Annotated in this window: 14 protein-coding genes, 1 other RNA gene and 2 pseudogenes; 11 read left to right on the top strand and 6 right to left on the bottom strand. The window is 45.8% G+C overall.

Going from position 1 to position 15,526, the window contains the following annotated elements; translation table 11 throughout:
• Positions 1 to 86 precede the first annotated feature (86 nt).
• Positions 87 to 470, bottom strand: coding sequence for an autonomous glycyl radical cofactor GrcA (gene grcA, locus OK412_RS00255; protein ID WP_010672180.1), 384 nt, complete (start codon positions 468 to 470; stop codon positions 87 to 89).
• Positions 471 to 712: 242 nt separating this feature from the next.
• Here grcA and ung point away from each other — a divergent pair, with 242 nt between their 5' ends.
• Entirely contained in the window at positions 713 to 1,393 is a 681-nt protein-coding gene (gene ung / locus OK412_RS00250; RefSeq protein ID WP_264352561.1) for a uracil-DNA glycosylase, read from the top strand.
• Positions 1,394 to 1,452: 59 nt separating this feature from the next.
• Here ung and grpE read toward each other — a convergent pair whose 3' ends face one another.
• Positions 1,453 to 2,034 carry a nucleotide exchange factor GrpE gene (grpE, locus tag OK412_RS00245; RefSeq protein ID WP_010257683.1) on the bottom strand — a complete coding sequence of 194 codons (582 nt, stop codon included), beginning with the start codon at positions 2,032 to 2,034 and terminating at the stop codon, positions 1,453 to 1,455.
• A gap of 122 nt (positions 2,035 to 2,156) precedes the next feature.
• On the opposite strand from grpE, the gene nadK reads away from it, so the two are divergent.
• The 3 genes from nadK (at position 2,157) to bamE (ending at position 5,315) form a co-directional block, all read left to right on the top strand.
• Positions 2,157 to 3,035 carry an NAD(+) kinase gene (nadK, locus tag OK412_RS00240; protein WP_010257685.1) on the top strand — a complete coding sequence of 293 codons (879 nt, stop codon included), beginning with the start codon at positions 2,157 to 2,159 and terminating at the stop codon, positions 3,033 to 3,035.
• Between the two features lie 84 nt (positions 3,036 to 3,119).
• Positions 3,120 to 4,781 carry a DNA repair protein RecN gene (gene recN / locus OK412_RS00235; RefSeq protein WP_060680758.1) on the top strand — a complete coding sequence of 554 codons (1,662 nt, stop codon included), beginning with the start codon at positions 3,120 to 3,122 and terminating at the stop codon, positions 4,779 to 4,781.
• 186 nt (positions 4,782 to 4,967) lie between these two features.
• Positions 4,968 to 5,315, top strand: a complete 348-nt coding sequence (bamE, locus tag OK412_RS00230; RefSeq protein WP_129063103.1) for an outer membrane protein assembly factor BamE — start codon at positions 4,968 to 4,970, stop codon at positions 5,313 to 5,315.
• A 95-nt stretch (positions 5,316 to 5,410) separates the two neighbouring features.
• Here bamE and OK412_RS00225 read toward each other — a convergent pair whose 3' ends face one another.
• Together OK412_RS00225 and OK412_RS00220 are read right to left on the bottom strand one after the other, a co-directional pair.
• The gene (locus tag OK412_RS00225) at positions 5,411 to 5,704 is read right to left on the bottom strand and encodes an RnfH family protein (RefSeq protein WP_010257690.1); all 294 of its coding nucleotides are present in this window, start codon (positions 5,702 to 5,704) and stop codon (positions 5,411 to 5,413) included.
• Complete coding sequence (locus OK412_RS00220; RefSeq protein WP_010257692.1) at positions 5,697 to 6,131, bottom strand: type II toxin-antitoxin system RatA family toxin; 435 nt, start codon at positions 6,129 to 6,131, stop codon at positions 5,697 to 5,699. Before OK412_RS00220 ends, OK412_RS00225 begins: the two co-directional genes overlap by 8 nt.
• Positions 6,132 to 6,289: 158 nt before the next feature.
• On the opposite strand from OK412_RS00220, the gene smpB reads away from it, so the two are divergent.
• The 5 genes and pseudogenes from smpB to OK412_RS00195 all read left to right on the top strand — a co-directional run.
• A complete protein-coding gene (gene smpB, locus OK412_RS00215) occupies positions 6,290 to 6,772 on the top strand; it encodes an SsrA-binding protein SmpB (RefSeq protein WP_010257694.1) in 483 nt (160 codons plus the stop codon).
• 43 nt (positions 6,773 to 6,815) lie between these two features.
• Positions 6,816 to 7,177: a transfer-messenger RNA gene (gene ssrA, locus OK412_RS00210) on the top strand.
• Positions 7,178 to 7,356: 179 nt separating this feature from the next.
• Positions 7,357 to 8,546, top strand: a pseudogene (locus OK412_RS00205) (integrase domain-containing protein).
• A 52-nt stretch (positions 8,547 to 8,598) separates the two neighbouring features.
• The gene (locus OK412_RS00200; RefSeq protein WP_264352560.1) at positions 8,599 to 10,563 is read left to right on the top strand and encodes an AAA family ATPase; all 1,965 of its coding nucleotides are present in this window, start codon (positions 8,599 to 8,601) and stop codon (positions 10,561 to 10,563) included.
• A 321-nt stretch (positions 10,564 to 10,884) separates the two neighbouring features.
• Positions 10,885 to 11,094: pseudogene (locus OK412_RS00195) on the top strand (winged helix-turn-helix domain-containing protein); the annotation flags it as partial.
• Positions 11,095 to 11,340: 246 nt separating this feature from the next.
• Here the strand turns inward: OK412_RS00195 and OK412_RS00190 are convergent.
• Together OK412_RS00190 and OK412_RS00185 are read right to left on the bottom strand one after the other, a co-directional pair.
• The gene (locus OK412_RS00190) at positions 11,341 to 12,126 is read right to left on the bottom strand and encodes an MAE_28990/MAE_18760 family HEPN-like nuclease (RefSeq protein WP_061703686.1); all 786 of its coding nucleotides are present in this window, start codon (positions 12,124 to 12,126) and stop codon (positions 11,341 to 11,343) included.
• Positions 12,126 to 13,208: a DUF262 domain-containing protein gene (locus OK412_RS00185; protein ID WP_061703685.1), complete on the bottom strand. Its 1,083-nt coding sequence runs from the start codon at positions 13,206 to 13,208 to the stop codon at positions 12,126 to 12,128. Before OK412_RS00185 ends, OK412_RS00190 begins: the two co-directional genes overlap by 1 nt.
• Positions 13,209 to 14,158: 950 nt before the next feature.
• On the opposite strand from OK412_RS00185, the gene OK412_RS00180 reads away from it, so the two are divergent.
• On the top strand, positions 14,159 to 14,989 hold the full coding sequence (locus OK412_RS00180; RefSeq protein WP_264352559.1) for an RNase A-like domain-containing protein: 831 nt from the start codon (positions 14,159 to 14,161) through the stop codon (positions 14,987 to 14,989).
• Between the two features lie 3 nt (positions 14,990 to 14,992).
• Positions 14,993 to 15,295 carry a contact-dependent growth inhibition system immunity protein gene (locus OK412_RS00175; RefSeq protein ID WP_010672164.1) on the top strand — a complete coding sequence of 101 codons (303 nt, stop codon included), beginning with the start codon at positions 14,993 to 14,995 and terminating at the stop codon, positions 15,293 to 15,295.
• The last annotated feature ends 231 nt before the right edge of the window (positions 15,296 to 15,526 follow it).

Here is a 15,526-nt window from a genome sequence, read left to right as displayed (position 1 = left end):
GTTAACTGTTTATCTTATTCATAATATTAATAAAAATTGCTGTGTGCGCTTTGCGCTAATTTTCAGCAACCGATAACTCAGGCTGCTCAAAGACTTTCAGTAAAGGTACGGGTAATCACGTCGCGCTGCTGCTCAGGCGTCAGTGAGTTAAAACGCACGGCATAGCCTGAAACGCGGATGGTCAGCTGCGGATAGTTTTCAGGATGTTTAACTGCATCTTCCAGCGTTTCGCGGCGCAGAACGTTGACGTTCAGATGCTGTCCACCTTCAACACGTACCTGAGGTTTGATTTCAACCGGCACTTCACGGTAAGCGAATTCGCCCAGTTCGCTGATGGCGACAACCTGATCTTCTTCGTAGCCCGCTTTTGCACACAGGCAACGCGCTTCGGCTTTCTCTTCGTCCAGCAGCCAGAAGGAGTTCAGTAGTTGTGAATTGTTTGATTGAGTGATCTGGATACCAGTGATCATGATTGCGTCTCCCGGGTAATACGTGGATAAATCAAATTTGAGGCCCCGGTATATCACCTTTGATCTCGGACAGTTTTGACCTGTATCAATATTAATCAGGCATTCCGACCGCTTTTAAGCTAACCCATTGATCTCAATATCCCTGCCACCTAAACTTAATTTGTATTATTCAAATTATTTTTGCCTTCAGGTCAGCGGCAGGAACCGCTAAGCTTATGGCACTAACGTTAAGGGAGTTAAACATGGCTGAAAAGCTGACCTGGCACGACGTGCTGGCTGAAGAGAAAGAGAAACCCTATTTTATCGAGACGCTGAAGCAGGTCGCCGATCAACGCGCCGCAGGTGTCACGGTCTATCCGCCGCAGAAAGATGTGTTCAACGCCTTTCGCCTGACGGAGCTGGGCGACGTCAACGTCGTGATACTCGGTCAGGATCCCTATCACGGGCCTCATCAGGCGCACGGCCTGGCCTTCTCGGTACTGCCCGGCGTCCAGGTGCCGCCCTCTCTGCAGAATATCTATAAAGAGCTGATGCAGGATATTCCAGGCTTTCAGAAGCCCAGTCACGGCTTTCTTGAAAGCTGGGCAAAACAGGGCGTGATGTTGCTGAACACCGTGTTGACAGTTGAGGCGGGCAAAGCGCATTCCCATGCGCGATTTGGCTGGGAGACCTTTACGGATAATGTGATTGCGGCGATTAACCAGCACTGTGAAGGGGTGATTTTTCTGCTGTGGGGTTCACATGCGCAGAAGAAAGGCAGCATTATTGATCGCCAGCGCCATCACGTGTTGCAGGCACCGCATCCCTCGCCGCTCTCCGCGCACCGTGGCTTTTTCGGCTGCAAACACTTTTCAACAACCAATGAGCTGCTGAGCGCTGCCGGTAAAAAGCCGGTGGACTGGATGCCGGTTTTACCTGACTGACGCCAGAAAGCACACGGCCGCGTCAGTGCGCGGCCGTGTAACGGGATTCAGGCGTTGAATCAGCTTTTCGCTTTGGAAACCGCAACCATCGCCGGGCGCAGCAGGCGACCATTCAGCGTATAGCCACGCTGCATGACCAGCATGACATGGTTAGGCTCAAACTCTTCAGACTCCATCATCGACATCGCCTGATGCACTTCCGGGTTAAATGGCACGCCGGTTTCGCCGACCACTTCAACACCGAATTTACGCACGGCGCCCAGCAGGCCTTTCAGGGTCAGTTCAATCCCTTCAATCATCGAAGCCAGCTGTGGGTCCTCTTTGTTCGCTACTTCCAGCGCACGTTCGAGGCTGTCGATCACCGGCAGCAGTTCGTTGGCAAACTTCTCAAGCGCAAATTTGTGCGCCTTCTCAACGTCCATCTCGGCACGACGACGAATGTTCTCAATCTCTGCCTGCGCACGCAGCTGGGCATCGCGCACACCGGTCTGTGACTGCGCTAATTCAGCTTCGAGCTGAGCAATACGCTCATCACGCGGATCCACCTCTGCCGCTGTCTCCGCTTCCTGAGGTTGCTGCTGATCCTGCTGAATTTCGTCTGAGACTTGCTCGTTTGGGGTGTTCTGTTCTTTACTACTCATGAATTTCTCCGCGTTTTGCACATTCATTTCGCTGGTTGGCTTATTATGGGGATTGGTATGACGGATTCAAGGGAACCTATCACATTGCCTTACCGTTTTGGCTTATAAGGAACACCGACCAGATGAACAAACACTTTAACTGCATTGGTATTGTGGGTCATCCGCGCCATCCCACCGCGTTAACCACGCATGAGATGCTCTGGCGCTGGCTGACAGCCAAAGGTTATCAAGTGATCGTTGAGAAGCAAATTGCGCAGGAGCTGTCGCTTCACGACGTGCAGACGGGCACGCTGGCGGAGATTGGTCAGCAGGCCGATTTAGCGGTCGTGGTGGGCGGTGATGGCAATATGCTGGGCGCAGCGCGGGTGCTGGCGCGCTACGACATTAAAGTGATTGGGATTAACCGCGGTAATCTCGGCTTTCTCACCGACCTTGACCCGGACAATGCGCAGCAGCAGCTGGATGAGGTGCTACAGGGCAACTATTTCGTCGAGAGCCGCTTTCTGCTGGAAGCGCAGGTGTGTAAGTCTGACTGCTCGCCGCGCATTGGCTCCGCTATCAACGAAGTGGTGCTGCATCCCGGCAAAGTCGCGCACATGATCGAATTTGAAGTCTACATCGATGAAGTGTTCGCCTTCTCCCAGCGATCAGATGGGCTGATTATTTCGACACCCACCGGCTCGACCGCCTATTCGCTCTCTGCGGGCGGCCCGATTCTGACGCCGTCACTCGAAGCGATTGTGCTGGTGCCCATGTTCCCGCATACGCTGTCAGCGCGGCCACTGGTCATCAACAGCAGCAGTACCATCCGTTTGCGCTTTTCCTCACGCCGCAGCGATCTGGAAATCAGCTGTGACAGCCAGATTGCGCTGCCGATTCAGGAAGGCGAGGATGTACTGATTCGACGCAGCGCCAATCACCTGAACCTGATTCACCCCAAAAACTACAGCTATTTCAATACGCTGAGTTCAAAACTGGGCTGGTCAAAAAAATTGTTCTGAAATGCGGCCTCCCCTCTTTACTGGATAAAAAACCAGTTTATACTGTATGAAAAACCATATGTGTTTATTCATACAGGTGAACCTATGCTGGCCCAACTGACCATCAGTAATTTCGCTATCGTTCGTGAGCTCGACATTGATTTTCAACGCGGCATGACAGCAATCACTGGTGAGACCGGTGCCGGTAAGTCTATCGCGATTGATGCGCTGGGATTATGCCTGGGCGGTCGTGCTGATGCCGACATGGTGCGTCAGGGTGCCAGCCGGGCCGACCTTTGCGCCCGCTTCCAGCTTAAGTCCTCTCCTTCTGCTCAGCGCTGGCTGATTGATAATCATCTGGACGATGGCAACGAATGTCTGCTGCGCCGGGTTATCAGCGCTGACGGACGTTCCCGCGGCTTTATCAATGGCACGGCGGTGCCGCTCTCTCAGCTGCGCGATCTCGGCCAGTTACTGATTCAGATCCATGGTCAGCATGCCCATCAGCTCCTGCTCAAACCAGACCACCAGAAACATCTGCTGGATGCCTATGCCGGTCACGACGAGCTGCTGCAGCAAATGCGCGCCAGCTATCAGACCTGGCATCAGAGCTGCCGCACCCTGGCGCTGCATCAGCAGCAGGCGCAGGAGCGCGAATCCCGCCGCGAGTTGTTGCAGTATCAGCTGAAAGAACTGAACGACTTCGCCCCGCAGCAGGGTGAATATGAGCAGATCGACGAAGAGTACAAGCGTCTGGCCAACAGCGGGCAGCTGCTGTCGACCAGCCAGCAAGCACTACAACTGTTAGCAGACAGCGATGACAATAATCTCAACAGCCTGCTCTACAGCGCGCGTGAGATGATTTCAGAACTGACCTCGCTGGATGAGAAGCTGAACGGCGTTCACAACCTGCTGGAAGAGGCGGCCATTCAGCTGAGCGAAGCCAGCGATGAGCTGCGCCACTACTGCGACAGCCTCGATCTGGATCCTAACCGCCTGTACGAACTGGAACAGCGTATTTCGCGCCAGATTGCTTTAGCCCGTAAGCATCACGTCACTCCTGAAGGGCTGCCTGAACTGCATCAGCAACTGCTGGCAGAAGCGGAACTGCTGTCTCAGCATGAGAGCGATCAGGAGAGCCTGCAATCACTGGTGGGTGAACACTATCAGGCAGCGTTGTACAGCGCAGAGCAGCTGCATCAGCAGCGCAGCCACTATGCAGATGAGTTGCAGCTGCTGATTACCCAGAGTATGCATCTGCTCTCGATGCCGCATGGCCAGTTTAAAATTGCGCTGACCTTTAATCCGGATCAGCTGACCGCAGACGGTGCGAGCCGCGTCGATTTCCAGGTGACGACTAACCCAGGTCAGCCACTGCAGCCACTGGGCAAAGTCGCTTCGGGCGGTGAGCTGTCACGTATCGCCCTGGCGATTCAGGTGATCACCGCGAAGAAAATGGAAACGCCAGCGATGATTTTCGATGAAGTGGATGTCGGCATCAGCGGCCCGACCGCCGCCGTGGTAGGTAAGCTGTTGCGTCAGCTGGGCGAATCAACCCAGGTAATGTGCGTAACCCACCTGCCGCAGGTTGCCGGTTGTGGTCATCAGCATTTTTATGTCAGCAAAGAGACCGATGGAGCGATGACCGAGACCCATATGCAGCCACTGGACAAGCGTGCACGTCTGCAGGAACTGGCACGACTGCTGGGTGGCAGCGAGGTCACACGCAATACCCTGGCCAACGCAAAAGAACTTTTAGCCGCATAGCAGCGCACTTTTTTAACCGGCTGGGGTCATAAGCTTGCTCTGTAGAGGTTTCCAATAGCGAAAAGGTTTATTATCATCGGCACTTATGTCGCCAAAGTAATAAAGCCTGCCGCAGGCAGAGTTCAGATTTTGATGGCAAGAAAACCGCCTGTAAAAGGCGTTTGGCCCCGGAAAAGGAATGTATAGATGCGCTGTAAAACGCTGACTGCCGCGGCAGTAGTAATGTTGATGATGACCGCCGGATGTTCCACCTTAGAGCGCGTGGTCTATCGTCCTGATATCAACCAGGGTAACTATCTGGTAGCTAACGACGTAGCCAAGATCCATACCGGTATGACACAGCAACAGGTGGCTTACACCCTCGGTACGCCGATGATGAAAGACCCGTTTGGCAGCAACGTATGGTATTACGTGTTCCGTCAGGAGCCAGGTCATGAGCGCGTGAAACAGCAGACGCTGACACTGAACTTTGATGGTAACGGTGTTCTGACTAACATCGACAATAAGCAGAATCTGGCCAAAAACAGCGACTGATTGAACGTAAGACCGTTTAAACGACAGACAGCAAAAAGGCGCACTGAGCGCCTTTTTTTATGCCCGCTATCCACTGAGCCTGTAGGGATAGCGACTTATTTTTTGCTTTCTGCCGCTCGCTCTGCGCGCTGACGGCGCAGCTCTTTGGGATCGGCAATCAGCGGACGATAGATCTCAATACGATCGCCCTCATTAACCTCATCACCCAGCTTCACTGGCCGACTATAGATGCCGACTTTATTACTGGTGAGGTCAATCTCCCTACGCAGTTCCAGTAGCCCTGACTTTTGGATGGCCTGCTCTACCGTACTGCCCTGCTCCACTTTCACGTAAAGCTGATACTGTTTTTCAGGTAAGGCGTAGACCACCTCAACGGAGATCTCAGGCACTGTAGACCTCTTTGGCACGCTGAGTGAAAGCCTGCACCATGCTGTTGGCAAGCTCTTTGAAGATACGTCCAAAGGCCATCTCTACCAGCATGTTGGTGAATTCAAACTCCAGGCTAAGTTCAACCTTGCAGGCGTCATCGCCCAGCGAGACAAACTTCCAGCCGCCGGTCAGCTTGCGGAACGGTCCATCAACCAGTTGCATATGGATGCTCTGGTTATCTGTCAGGGTATTGCGGGTGGTAAATGTCTTGCTGATGCCCGCTTTCGACACATCCACGGACGCAGTCATCTGATTATCTGACGCATCCAGCACGCGGCTTCCGGTGCAACCCGGCAGGAATTGCGGATAGGCATCCACATCATTTACAAGTTTGTACATCTGCCCGGCACTAAACGGGACCAGCGCCGAACGACTAATCTGAGCCATAATGGTTCCTGTTCATCACGAAACCGCTGAATAATAGCATTTTCAGCGATTAAACAAAAATGTCCCCGAGTGAGGGTGTGCTAGAATATCCCGTTTCCTGCCGCCCCGCTGGACTGGGGATGCGATAACCGACTAAGTGATGTAAAATACGCCGCACTATGACAAAGAAAAAAGCACACAAACCCGGTTCTGCCACTGTTGCCATGAACAAACGCGCCCGTCACGAGTACTTCATTGAAGAGGAGTACGAAGCGGGATTGTCGTTACAAGGATGGGAAGTTAAGTCACTTCGTGCTGGTAAAGCCAACATCAGCGACAGCTATATTCTGCTGCGCGATGGCGAAGCCTTTCTGTTCGGTTCAACCTTTCAACCCTTAGCCGTTGCCTCCAGTCACGTGGTCTGTGACCCGACGCGCAGCCGTAAGCTGCTGCTGAAGCAACGTGAACTCGACTCCCTGTATGGCCGCGTCAACCGCGAAGGCTACACCATTGTGGCGCTGTCGCTGTACTGGAAGAACGCCTGGTGCAAACTGAAGATTGGTGTTGCACGCGGTAAAAAAGAACACGACAAGCGCGATGATATCAAAGACCGCGAATGGCAATTAGACAAAGCACGTATCATGAAGAATTCAAAGCGTTAAGCACTGGATTTTGAGTTGTTTTGTTGTTAGTATTTGAAGTTCTGGGGCTGATTCTGGACTCGACGGGATTGTGAAGCCTTAGGAGCATGCCGAGGGGCGGTTTGCCTCGTAAAAAGCCGCAAAAAAATAGTCGCAAACGACGAAAACTACGCACTAGCAGCTTAATAACCTGCTTAGAGCCTTCTCTCCCTAGCTTCCGCTCTTAAGACGGGGATCAAGAGAAGTCAAACCCAAAAGAGATCGCGTGGATGCCTTGCCTGGGGTTGAAGCGTTAAATCCAATCAGGCTAGTCTGTTAGTGGCGTGTCTGTTCGCAGCTAACCGGCGAATGTAAAAACTGACTAAGCATGTAGTGCCGACGGTGTAGTAATTTCGGACGCGGGTTCAACTCCCGCCAGCTCCACCAAATTCTTGGTTGATGGTTACCAGAACCATCATCGAAGTCCTGAGAGCCCGCAAGGTGAAAGCCTTGCGGGCTTTTTTGTGTTTGTGATCTTCCGGGATGATCCAGCCAAATCCGGTGATTATTGGTACACGGTAATATGCATCCTAAAACGTATACCTATTCACGCAGGAACACCCAGTATGGCAAGGACAACTCGCCCTTTAACCAATACTGAAGACTTCGTTCAAAAGCCATAGATAGGATTTAACCCTAGATCTTGGCGGCGGGGCTTTTTTGGTAGTAAAAATCACCTGAAATAAGCTTTGGTGCTTCCACTATCAAAAGCCAGCGACAAAGCAGCGCACCATGATGGGCCTCGATGCCTTCCCTGCCCTATCGCTGGCCGATGACAGACGCCTGTGCGCTGATCACCTATCCTTACTCGCTAAAGGTAGTGACCCGCAGACACAGGCTGAACGGGTCACAGAACAGCAGCGGATCGCATTGGACAGCATTTTCTCAACTATTGCCGCTAGCTGGTTTGCCTAGAAGCAGGACAGCGTTACGCCGGATTACGCAAAGGATATCGGGCGTTCTCTTGAGAAAGATGTTTTCCCTGCCATTGGCGAGATTCCCGTGCAGGAAATCAAAACACGTAAGCTTATAGAAGTACTTGAGCCGATTAAGGCCCGTGCTGCTCTTGAAACAGTACGCCGATTGGTACAGCGTATTAACGAAATTATGATATATGCTGTTAACGCGGGTTTGATTGATGCTAATCCTGCTTCTGGGATCGGTATGGTTTTTGAAAAGCCTAAAAAGCAAAATATGCCAACATTGCGATTGGAAGAATTGCCGAAGCTCATGCGTTCTTTGGAAATGTCTAACCTATCTGTATCTAATCGTTGCTTGATTGAATGGCAGCTACTGACACTTGTGCGCCCTACTAGCTTCTGATACACGATGGGCAGAGATCGATTTTGATGAAAAGCTTTGGATAATTCCAGCCGACCGGATGAAGGCTAAGCACAAACATATTGTTCCGTTATCACCTCAAGCGTTAGAAATTTTGGAAGTGATGAAGCCTATCAGTGCTCAGCGCGAACACGTATTTCCAAGCAGAAATGATCCTAAGCAAACGATGAATAGCCAGACTGCTAACGCAGCATTAAAGCGCATAGGATATAGTGGTAAATTGGTGGCTCATGGTTTACGTTCAATCGCGAGCACAGCAATGAATGAACAGGGTTTTAATTCCGACGTGATCGAATCTGCCTTGGCTCATTCAGATAGGAATGTAGTAAGGCGCGCATATAACCGTACTACATACATTGAACAACGAAAGTTAATCATGGATTGGTGGGGGCAATATGCTCAAAACAAAGAATAATTGCGGCAAATTCTTTTCATTAGCTAACTAATTATCAGCATAAGGAATTACTATGATTTTAACTAAAGTTGAACTGGGTCCATTTCGTTCTATAAACACGTCACAGGCTTGTAGCATTGATCCATACACAACGGTTCTTGTTGGTATGAACGAAGCCGGAAAAACAGTTTTCTTGCAAGGTATACATAAAGCTAGTGATGCTTTGGGGATTGAGCAGTTCAATGTAATAGAAGATTATCCAAGAAAAGATCTTACTCGTTACAATAAAATTCATCAGGCTAACCCTGAAAATGCCATCAAGCTTACATACGAACCTGAAGAGGATGAAATAAACAGAATTAATAGAACATATGGTACAAATCTAGAATTCGGTTTTACCTACTCTATATCTACAAATTATGATAATAAAAGAAGCATAGCAATTTCTGTAGATGAAGGCCCTGCAATATCTAAAGTTATAAACACTGGTAACTTTACGTCTGATACAATAAATACCATTAAAGAGAGTAAAAGCATTAGACAAATTGTTGAAAATCTTGAATCATTAGATTTAAATGAAAGCGAGCAGAAAACACTTCAATTACTTCAAGCTCGAATAAAAAAATCGAGTTGGGATAGTATCGTTCAATATGAGGTATTTAAAGATCTTGATAACTATATACCTAAAACACTATATTTCAGTGAATACGATATACTACCAGGAAAGTTAAACATAAAGGACCTATTGCGTAGGCATAAACTATCAGAAACTGACTCGACACAATTAACTCCTAAACACAAATCTATATTAGCCCTACTAAGGATGGCTGATGTCAATATTGAAGATCTTTCTGACATTGATGGCTATGAGTCTCTCAAAGCAAAAATAGAAGGTGTTTCGAACAGCTTAACAGATCAGATAATGACCTTCTGGAAACAAAATGAGAATATTGAAGTCGTCGTTGACATTCAGAGCGATTCTCGGGATGAGGTCCCCTATAATGACGGTGCTAATATCTATCTTAGGATAAAAAATAGCAGACATAGAGTTACAACACCTTTTGATAAAAGAAGTCGTGGATTTATTTGGTTTTTTAGCTTCTTAGTTTGGTTTGATAGTGTTCAATATCAGGTCGATGCAGAAGATGAAGATAGAAAATTAATATTACTCCTCGATGAACCGGCCTTAGCTCTACATGCTTTAGCACAATCTGACTTTTTAAAATATATTGACCATTTATCAGAAAGCCATCAGGTAGTTTATACAACTCATTCTCCCTTTATGGTTCATTCCGATCGGCTTAATCAAGTTCGCATGGTCGAAGATAAGGATAAGATCGGAACAATAATAACTGACAATCTTTCTAGCTCAGACCCTAAAACCATATTCCCTCTGCAGGCTGCATTAGGATGGGATATTGCACAAAACCTCTTTATATCAAAAAGAAATCTTTTAGTTGAAGGCCCGTCCGAACTTATCTTTCTCAAACACATGTCTGCCATACTCGAACAAAAAGGCAGAGTGAGCCTCGATGAAAGTATCACTATAGTTCCAACCGGCGGACTGGATAAAATAATCACTTTCATTGCACTACTTGGAGCAAATGATCTTAGCCTTGCCGTTCTTCATGATTATGAGGGAAAAAGCAATCAGAAATTGGATGAACTGATAAGAAATAAAATTATTCACCCCAAGGCAATAAAGCATACATCAATGTACATTGAAAAGAAAGATCAGCCAAGTGATATTGAAGATTTAATATCAGCCAAATTATACATCGATTATTTTAATAAAACATTCGAAAAAAACCTACGAGATAAAATAAAAGCAAGTGATTTACCCGCCGGTTCAAGGATAGTAGAGAGGTTGAATAGATACCTGAAAGATAATGGTATTTCATTACGCCCTTCAGGTGGATTTAATCATTATCTAGTAGCATCCACCTTTGGAGCAAATCCACCCAAGACTATCGATGAGAAGACCATAAGCCATTTCGAAAATCTTTTTCAAGACATTAATAAACTATTGATAATTTAGCTATGATATAAATATGTGGGGGGTAATCCCCCACTATCCAACTGAGATTAGGTAAACCAACGTGATTAAGAATTTTTAGAAGCAGGCTAAAGACTCTTTATGCCGCTAAATCATTACTTTCAATAAACTCCAGCGATCATCTGATGTCTTTTACGACAAAACTATCCTAATACCTCTTTTGCTATTAATAGCAACTTCTCCCCCTTTCGCGCGCTCGTAGCCGCGCTGCTGCTGGCCTTTCCTGCCGTTCCAGGATGCCGGAGATTCATGCGTTTTCATGCAGCATAGACGTACACGCACGCAACGGGCTTCGGTGAGTTCATTCGCCCGATAAACTCGAAGCGCTATCTCTATCATGCGTATCTGTCATTTATTGAATCGCGAGGACATCAGCACCCGCTTAGCTTGACGGCTTTCGGGCAGGTTGTGCCGCAGACGCTGAAAGAGTATGAGCGAGTGCTGCTCAAGCGCAGAACGAATAACGGCATACAAACTAATCTCACACTACATGAAAACAGCGAGACAGATTAGTTGCCCGCATGTTACGTCTTATAACATCATTCAACGTAAACCAGTTAGGCCGGTTTTTTTATATTTGATGCAACTATCAACGTCAGCCAAGGTCCGCTAAGAGCGAGCAGCGAACAATGACATGCCTGTTAAAATGAATCTTTTTTCAAGGATACTTACAATGCTATAAGTTATTTTTGCACCACATAATCGATAGGATTTTTAAAGGATAGCAAAACTGCCACCCTTTAATATTACCTAATTTATTTATGCATTACGTAACTCAGAGCAAATTATTAATAAAAATGAGTACTGAAGTATTCTGACCTTATCTTTAAGATCAATAAGTGAGTTAATATCTGTAGCATTTGCAAAGTCATTACCATGGGCTATTTTATGACGCTTTTGATTTAAATCATCTAAAAAGGTCTGCCATAAACTTCGCCCACGATATAATTTCGGACTTGTATAGTAGGCATTTTTCCTTACATTGTAAGGAAAATCACAAACTTTTCGCTTTGTTAAAACAGAGATAACTTCAAGAGCGTTTTTAATTTGTGGAGATGTCATGGCAAAAATCTTATCAAACCTTGATTCATGCAGGTTTTTAAAAATATCTCCAACCCCAAACCTTGATGCTATACTACCAATGACATCAGGCTTTGGATTTCTATTTCTATCCGATATAAATGGTTCAGGGGAAATTTTGAAGTCATCTGTTCTCTCTAAATCATCCATTAGGCACTGGATTGCATCTTGATATCCGGGAAACACTTTTTCATCAAACCCCAAATATTTTTTACAGTAAGTTCTTTTAATAGAAGTCGGTAACTCTTTGAATTTTATGGATGCGTAATCGCTAATAATGTTTTTGACTGCTCCTTTAACAAACCCTTCCATATGAGCAACAATCAAAACTGTAATCGAACGACAAAGAGCATTATATAAATATTCATTTGACTCTTGAACACGAACTGCTTCATCGACTAAAATATCAACTTCTCTCCACTGAAGATCAACGGTATCAAGATAATCCGCAATGAATGTAGCCATTATGCTGTTTCCTTTGCCTTATTAATTCTTGTATTCAGTTTGACAACATCATTTACACTACCTTCACATGCTGCAAAAAAATCCGGATCTGAAAACATTTCGAGAATTTTTTCGGACGTAACAACCGTTCCTTTTCTCAAACTTTGAATAAAGAGGTGTGTAATTGAATCATACACCGCAGCATTAAAATCAGACATTTTTTCAAAGCCATTGACTGTTGCCCGAAACTTAGTGAAAGGATAATCTATATTAGATTTACTAATAGCTTCAAAAGTATCATTAAATAAACTTTCCATTTCATCTAACTCTTTCATAGGTAGATTGTTAAATGAATTCATCTTACTAGTCAGGAAATTTTTGAACTTCCCTTTGTAATCCTTATAGCTATCAAGATAGTTTATGGCAAAGAAACGCAGTACAAGCTCTTCATCTTCCATTTTTTTAACGCGGGAACTATCAGGTGTTAATTTACATGCTAATATAAAGTGCTCATTTTTTGACATTCCTTTTAAGAGGTCTTTAAATGGCCCTCTGCATGTTGCATTGCGCAGTTCTTGTGACTCCAATTTTACCGAGCCAGAGTTCAGTCTTTCAAAGATGTCATACTTCACTTGTGGGTCAAGCGTCGAGTCAATTCGCAAACATCTGATGCTTCTTTCTTCGAGACGCCTCATTAAAAATGGAGGTAAATCTTTATGGAATGCCCCATTGAGTTTGTCAAGAACCTCTAAACCTTGTAGTTGATATTTATTCTCAAAAAAATTATAGATTGCAGTAAGACGCTGCTGTCCATCGATGACCGAGAAACGTGATGACTCCGAATCTATTTCCTCATCAACATCAACATCTTGGGAGATGTAGATAAAAGGTATCGGTATATTAAGTATAAGACTTTCAATCAGTTTTGATGATGTTTCATCATCCCAACGGTGTTTTCGTTGATACTCAGGATTGAGCTTTATGACGTTTCTTTTTATTTTTTTTACTAAAGTTTCCAGATCATATTCGATAGTTTGTGTTTTTACTGTGCGTTCTTTTGCTATTTGCTGCAGCTCATCGAGGTTATGTTTGAGATTGGTCATTTTTTTTCTCCACGAAACGACATTTAAAATGGCTATCTTTACCACAATACATGATTCACAAAGTATGTCGTTATTTGCATGTAATTGCATTAAAAATGAAGCATCTACTGCCTTCGCCAAGAACCGATGTTGACAGACTTTAGCAATGCAACTGCATCAAAACCACCCCATTAAGCGGGCAGGCGTGACGGAGAAAGCATTGTGCGCCAGCCGTGATGCTATACCTGATCTGCCCCCAAAAAATTATTGCAGCATAGTCTAGTAATGACCGTTTCTGGCACAAAGCGGACTGTTGACAAAAGCAGCTTCTAATAACTTCATATCACACGTAGCGGCTCGAGTCGCTTTTTGTCATCTTGGCTAAGGTGATCACCAAAAGTGCACACTAGTGTACATCTTTCCTCAAACCATTAACTACCTAACAAAAGAAATTAGTACATAAAGAACCAAAGGTGAACAGTGTGAAGACTTTTCTCTAAATTCATTTTATTTTGGATCTAGCGCCGGGCATTCGTTATCATTTCCGTGCCGCTACGGGATATGAGATCCAATAATTGGTACTCGTTTAGGTACACGAGCCAAAGTTGAATTGCCAAAAAATAATTGATTTCATAAAGTTGCGCGGTCTATTTAGACTCCGCCAGCACCCGCTAGATCAAAACTGTGCGGACTTTTTTTAATCTGCGATCCTACTTAAAACATCCCCCTCGACTGACGCAATGCCCGCTTCATCGTCTGACTAACCCCGTAAACTAATAAAACTAGCTAGCACCCTGCTGTGTGAGTTAATCCCCATAGTTAGTGACCTGAGTATATTATTTTAAAAACAAATAATGAATAATTCAGATAACGAAGATTTAGAGAAACAGTGTTTATTTAAAGTAGATCTAGTCAAGGCACGTACCTGCCTGATTTAAAAAGGATGTCGTTCACACAGATGGAGTTGAATCATGGATGATGGGTTAAAGATAGTATTGTCTCCTGTCCAGCTTGCTGCTGCCCTTTCTGACAAGTCAGTCACAGAATCTGAGACAATGTCTAACCGTCTTATGGGCGGGCTGGGGCTGGTAATGGGAACGCTTGAGCTGGCCGGGGCAACTGCGCTTTGTATGGCACCCGAGCCTACAGGCTTAACAAAGGCGGCCTGCATCGTGGTTGGCTCGCACAGCATGGACAGTATTAATACTGCAGCAAATCAGGTTCTGAGCGGCAAGAATGTTCGTAGTGCAACATATCGGACCGCCATTGAGATGGCAAAACAGTTTGGTGCTGATGAAGATACTGCCTGGAAGGTAGGTTTGACCTTCGATGTTGCTGTACCTGTTGCTCTTTCTCTGGGAGTAGGAGCGGCGAGAATTGCAGCCATTCGCACAGGACGCATCAAACTTATTCATCATGAATCAGTAACTGGTAACACGCCCGGAGGTCATGCAATTTTAAAGCATATTGGTAAAACGCAGCATGAACTAGCAGCCCGGTTAAAAAGCACAGAAAATATGGCTCGCCCGCCAAATGCTATTAGCTCTTTCACCAATATAGATCTGGCCGAAAAATCAATATCCGATGCCATAAAGGTAAATAAAGAGTGGGTAAAGATTTGGGCGGCAAGCAGACCAGGACATAATTTAAATATCAAATATGACACCGGGAAAGCCATTGGTTATTCCCTGTTCAGGGATAGTCAAAAACTGACTCCGGCAACGAAAGTTAAAGTTGTTCTTAAATATGAATTGTACAACGGCAAGCCTTACTATATTCTGACTGCATTCCCGGAGGTTTAAACTATGTTACTCACTACTAATATAGATATTCTGATTGAAGGGACATTAAATCAGGACTTTGACTTTATTACAGGTGCTGACACCATTGATGAAGCTATTGATATTTATACAGCTGAATTAACACTCCAGGATCGTGAAGACCTAAAAAAAGAAGTGATGAACTTTCTGACATATGACGATGAAATGATAAAATCAGAGTTCAGAGACAGGTATATTAACGCCTTTGCACCGGAAGATGGTAAAGGGTTGCTTCTGCGAATACTCGAAAGCATCAACAAGCATAGTGACCATGGCAATCCCTTATAAACGAGCATTGGTGTTCGATGGAGGGTTACCAGAACTTCGTCGAACTCCTCAGAGCCCGCGAGATAAACGTACTGCGGGCTTTTTGTGTCTGTGCAGCCTTGCGGCCTTCCGTACGAATGCGCTTCAGGCATGTATATCAACATTTTCTGCAACGTCATTACTATACTCCCTTCCGCCTCCCCACTCCCCCTTTACAGCCCCAACCCAAACACGAAATAATACCCCTCTACG

The sequence above is a fragment of the Pantoea sp. JV6 genome (genome assembly GCF_025910055.1).
GTDB classification, from domain to species: Bacteria; Pseudomonadota; Gammaproteobacteria; order Enterobacterales; family Enterobacteriaceae; genus Pantoea; species Pantoea agglomerans.
Note: the sequence above shows the minus strand (reverse complement) of the source record. Positions and strands in the feature narration are given on the sequence as shown.

Excerpts from the sequence above, each read along its gene's own strand:
- OK412_RS00185 (WP_061703685.1), bottom strand. The coding sequence starts at position 13,208 with ATGACCAATCTCAAACATAACCTCGATGAGCTGCAGCAAATAGCAAAA.
- recN (WP_060680758.1), top strand. The coding sequence starts at position 3,120 with ATGCTGGCCCAACTGACCATCAGTAATTTCGCTATCGTTCGTGAGCTC.
- grpE (WP_010257683.1), bottom strand. The coding sequence starts at position 2,034 with ATGAGTAGTAAAGAACAGAACACCCCAAACGAGCAAGTCTCAGACGAA.
- bamE (WP_129063103.1), top strand. The coding sequence starts at position 4,968 with ATGCGCTGTAAAACGCTGACTGCCGCGGCAGTAGTAATGTTGATGATG.
- OK412_RS00175 (WP_010672164.1), top strand. The coding sequence starts at position 14,993 with ATGTTACTCACTACTAATATAGATATTCTGATTGAAGGGACATTAAAT.
- OK412_RS00180 (WP_264352559.1), top strand. The coding sequence starts at position 14,159 with ATGGATGATGGGTTAAAGATAGTATTGTCTCCTGTCCAGCTTGCTGCT.
- OK412_RS00220 (WP_010257692.1), bottom strand. The coding sequence starts at position 6,131 with ATGGCTCAGATTAGTCGTTCGGCGCTGGTCCCGTTTAGTGCCGGGCAG.
- smpB (WP_010257694.1), top strand. The coding sequence starts at position 6,290 with ATGACAAAGAAAAAAGCACACAAACCCGGTTCTGCCACTGTTGCCATG.
- nadK (WP_010257685.1), top strand. The coding sequence starts at position 2,157 with ATGAACAAACACTTTAACTGCATTGGTATTGTGGGTCATCCGCGCCAT.
- grcA (WP_010672180.1), bottom strand. The coding sequence starts at position 470 with ATGATCACTGGTATCCAGATCACTCAATCAAACAATTCACAACTACTG.
- ung (WP_264352561.1), top strand. The coding sequence starts at position 713 with ATGGCTGAAAAGCTGACCTGGCACGACGTGCTGGCTGAAGAGAAAGAG.
- OK412_RS00190 (WP_061703686.1), bottom strand. The coding sequence starts at position 12,126 with ATGGCTACATTCATTGCGGATTATCTTGATACCGTTGATCTTCAGTGG.
- OK412_RS00200 (WP_264352560.1), top strand. The coding sequence starts at position 8,599 with ATGATTTTAACTAAAGTTGAACTGGGTCCATTTCGTTCTATAAACACG.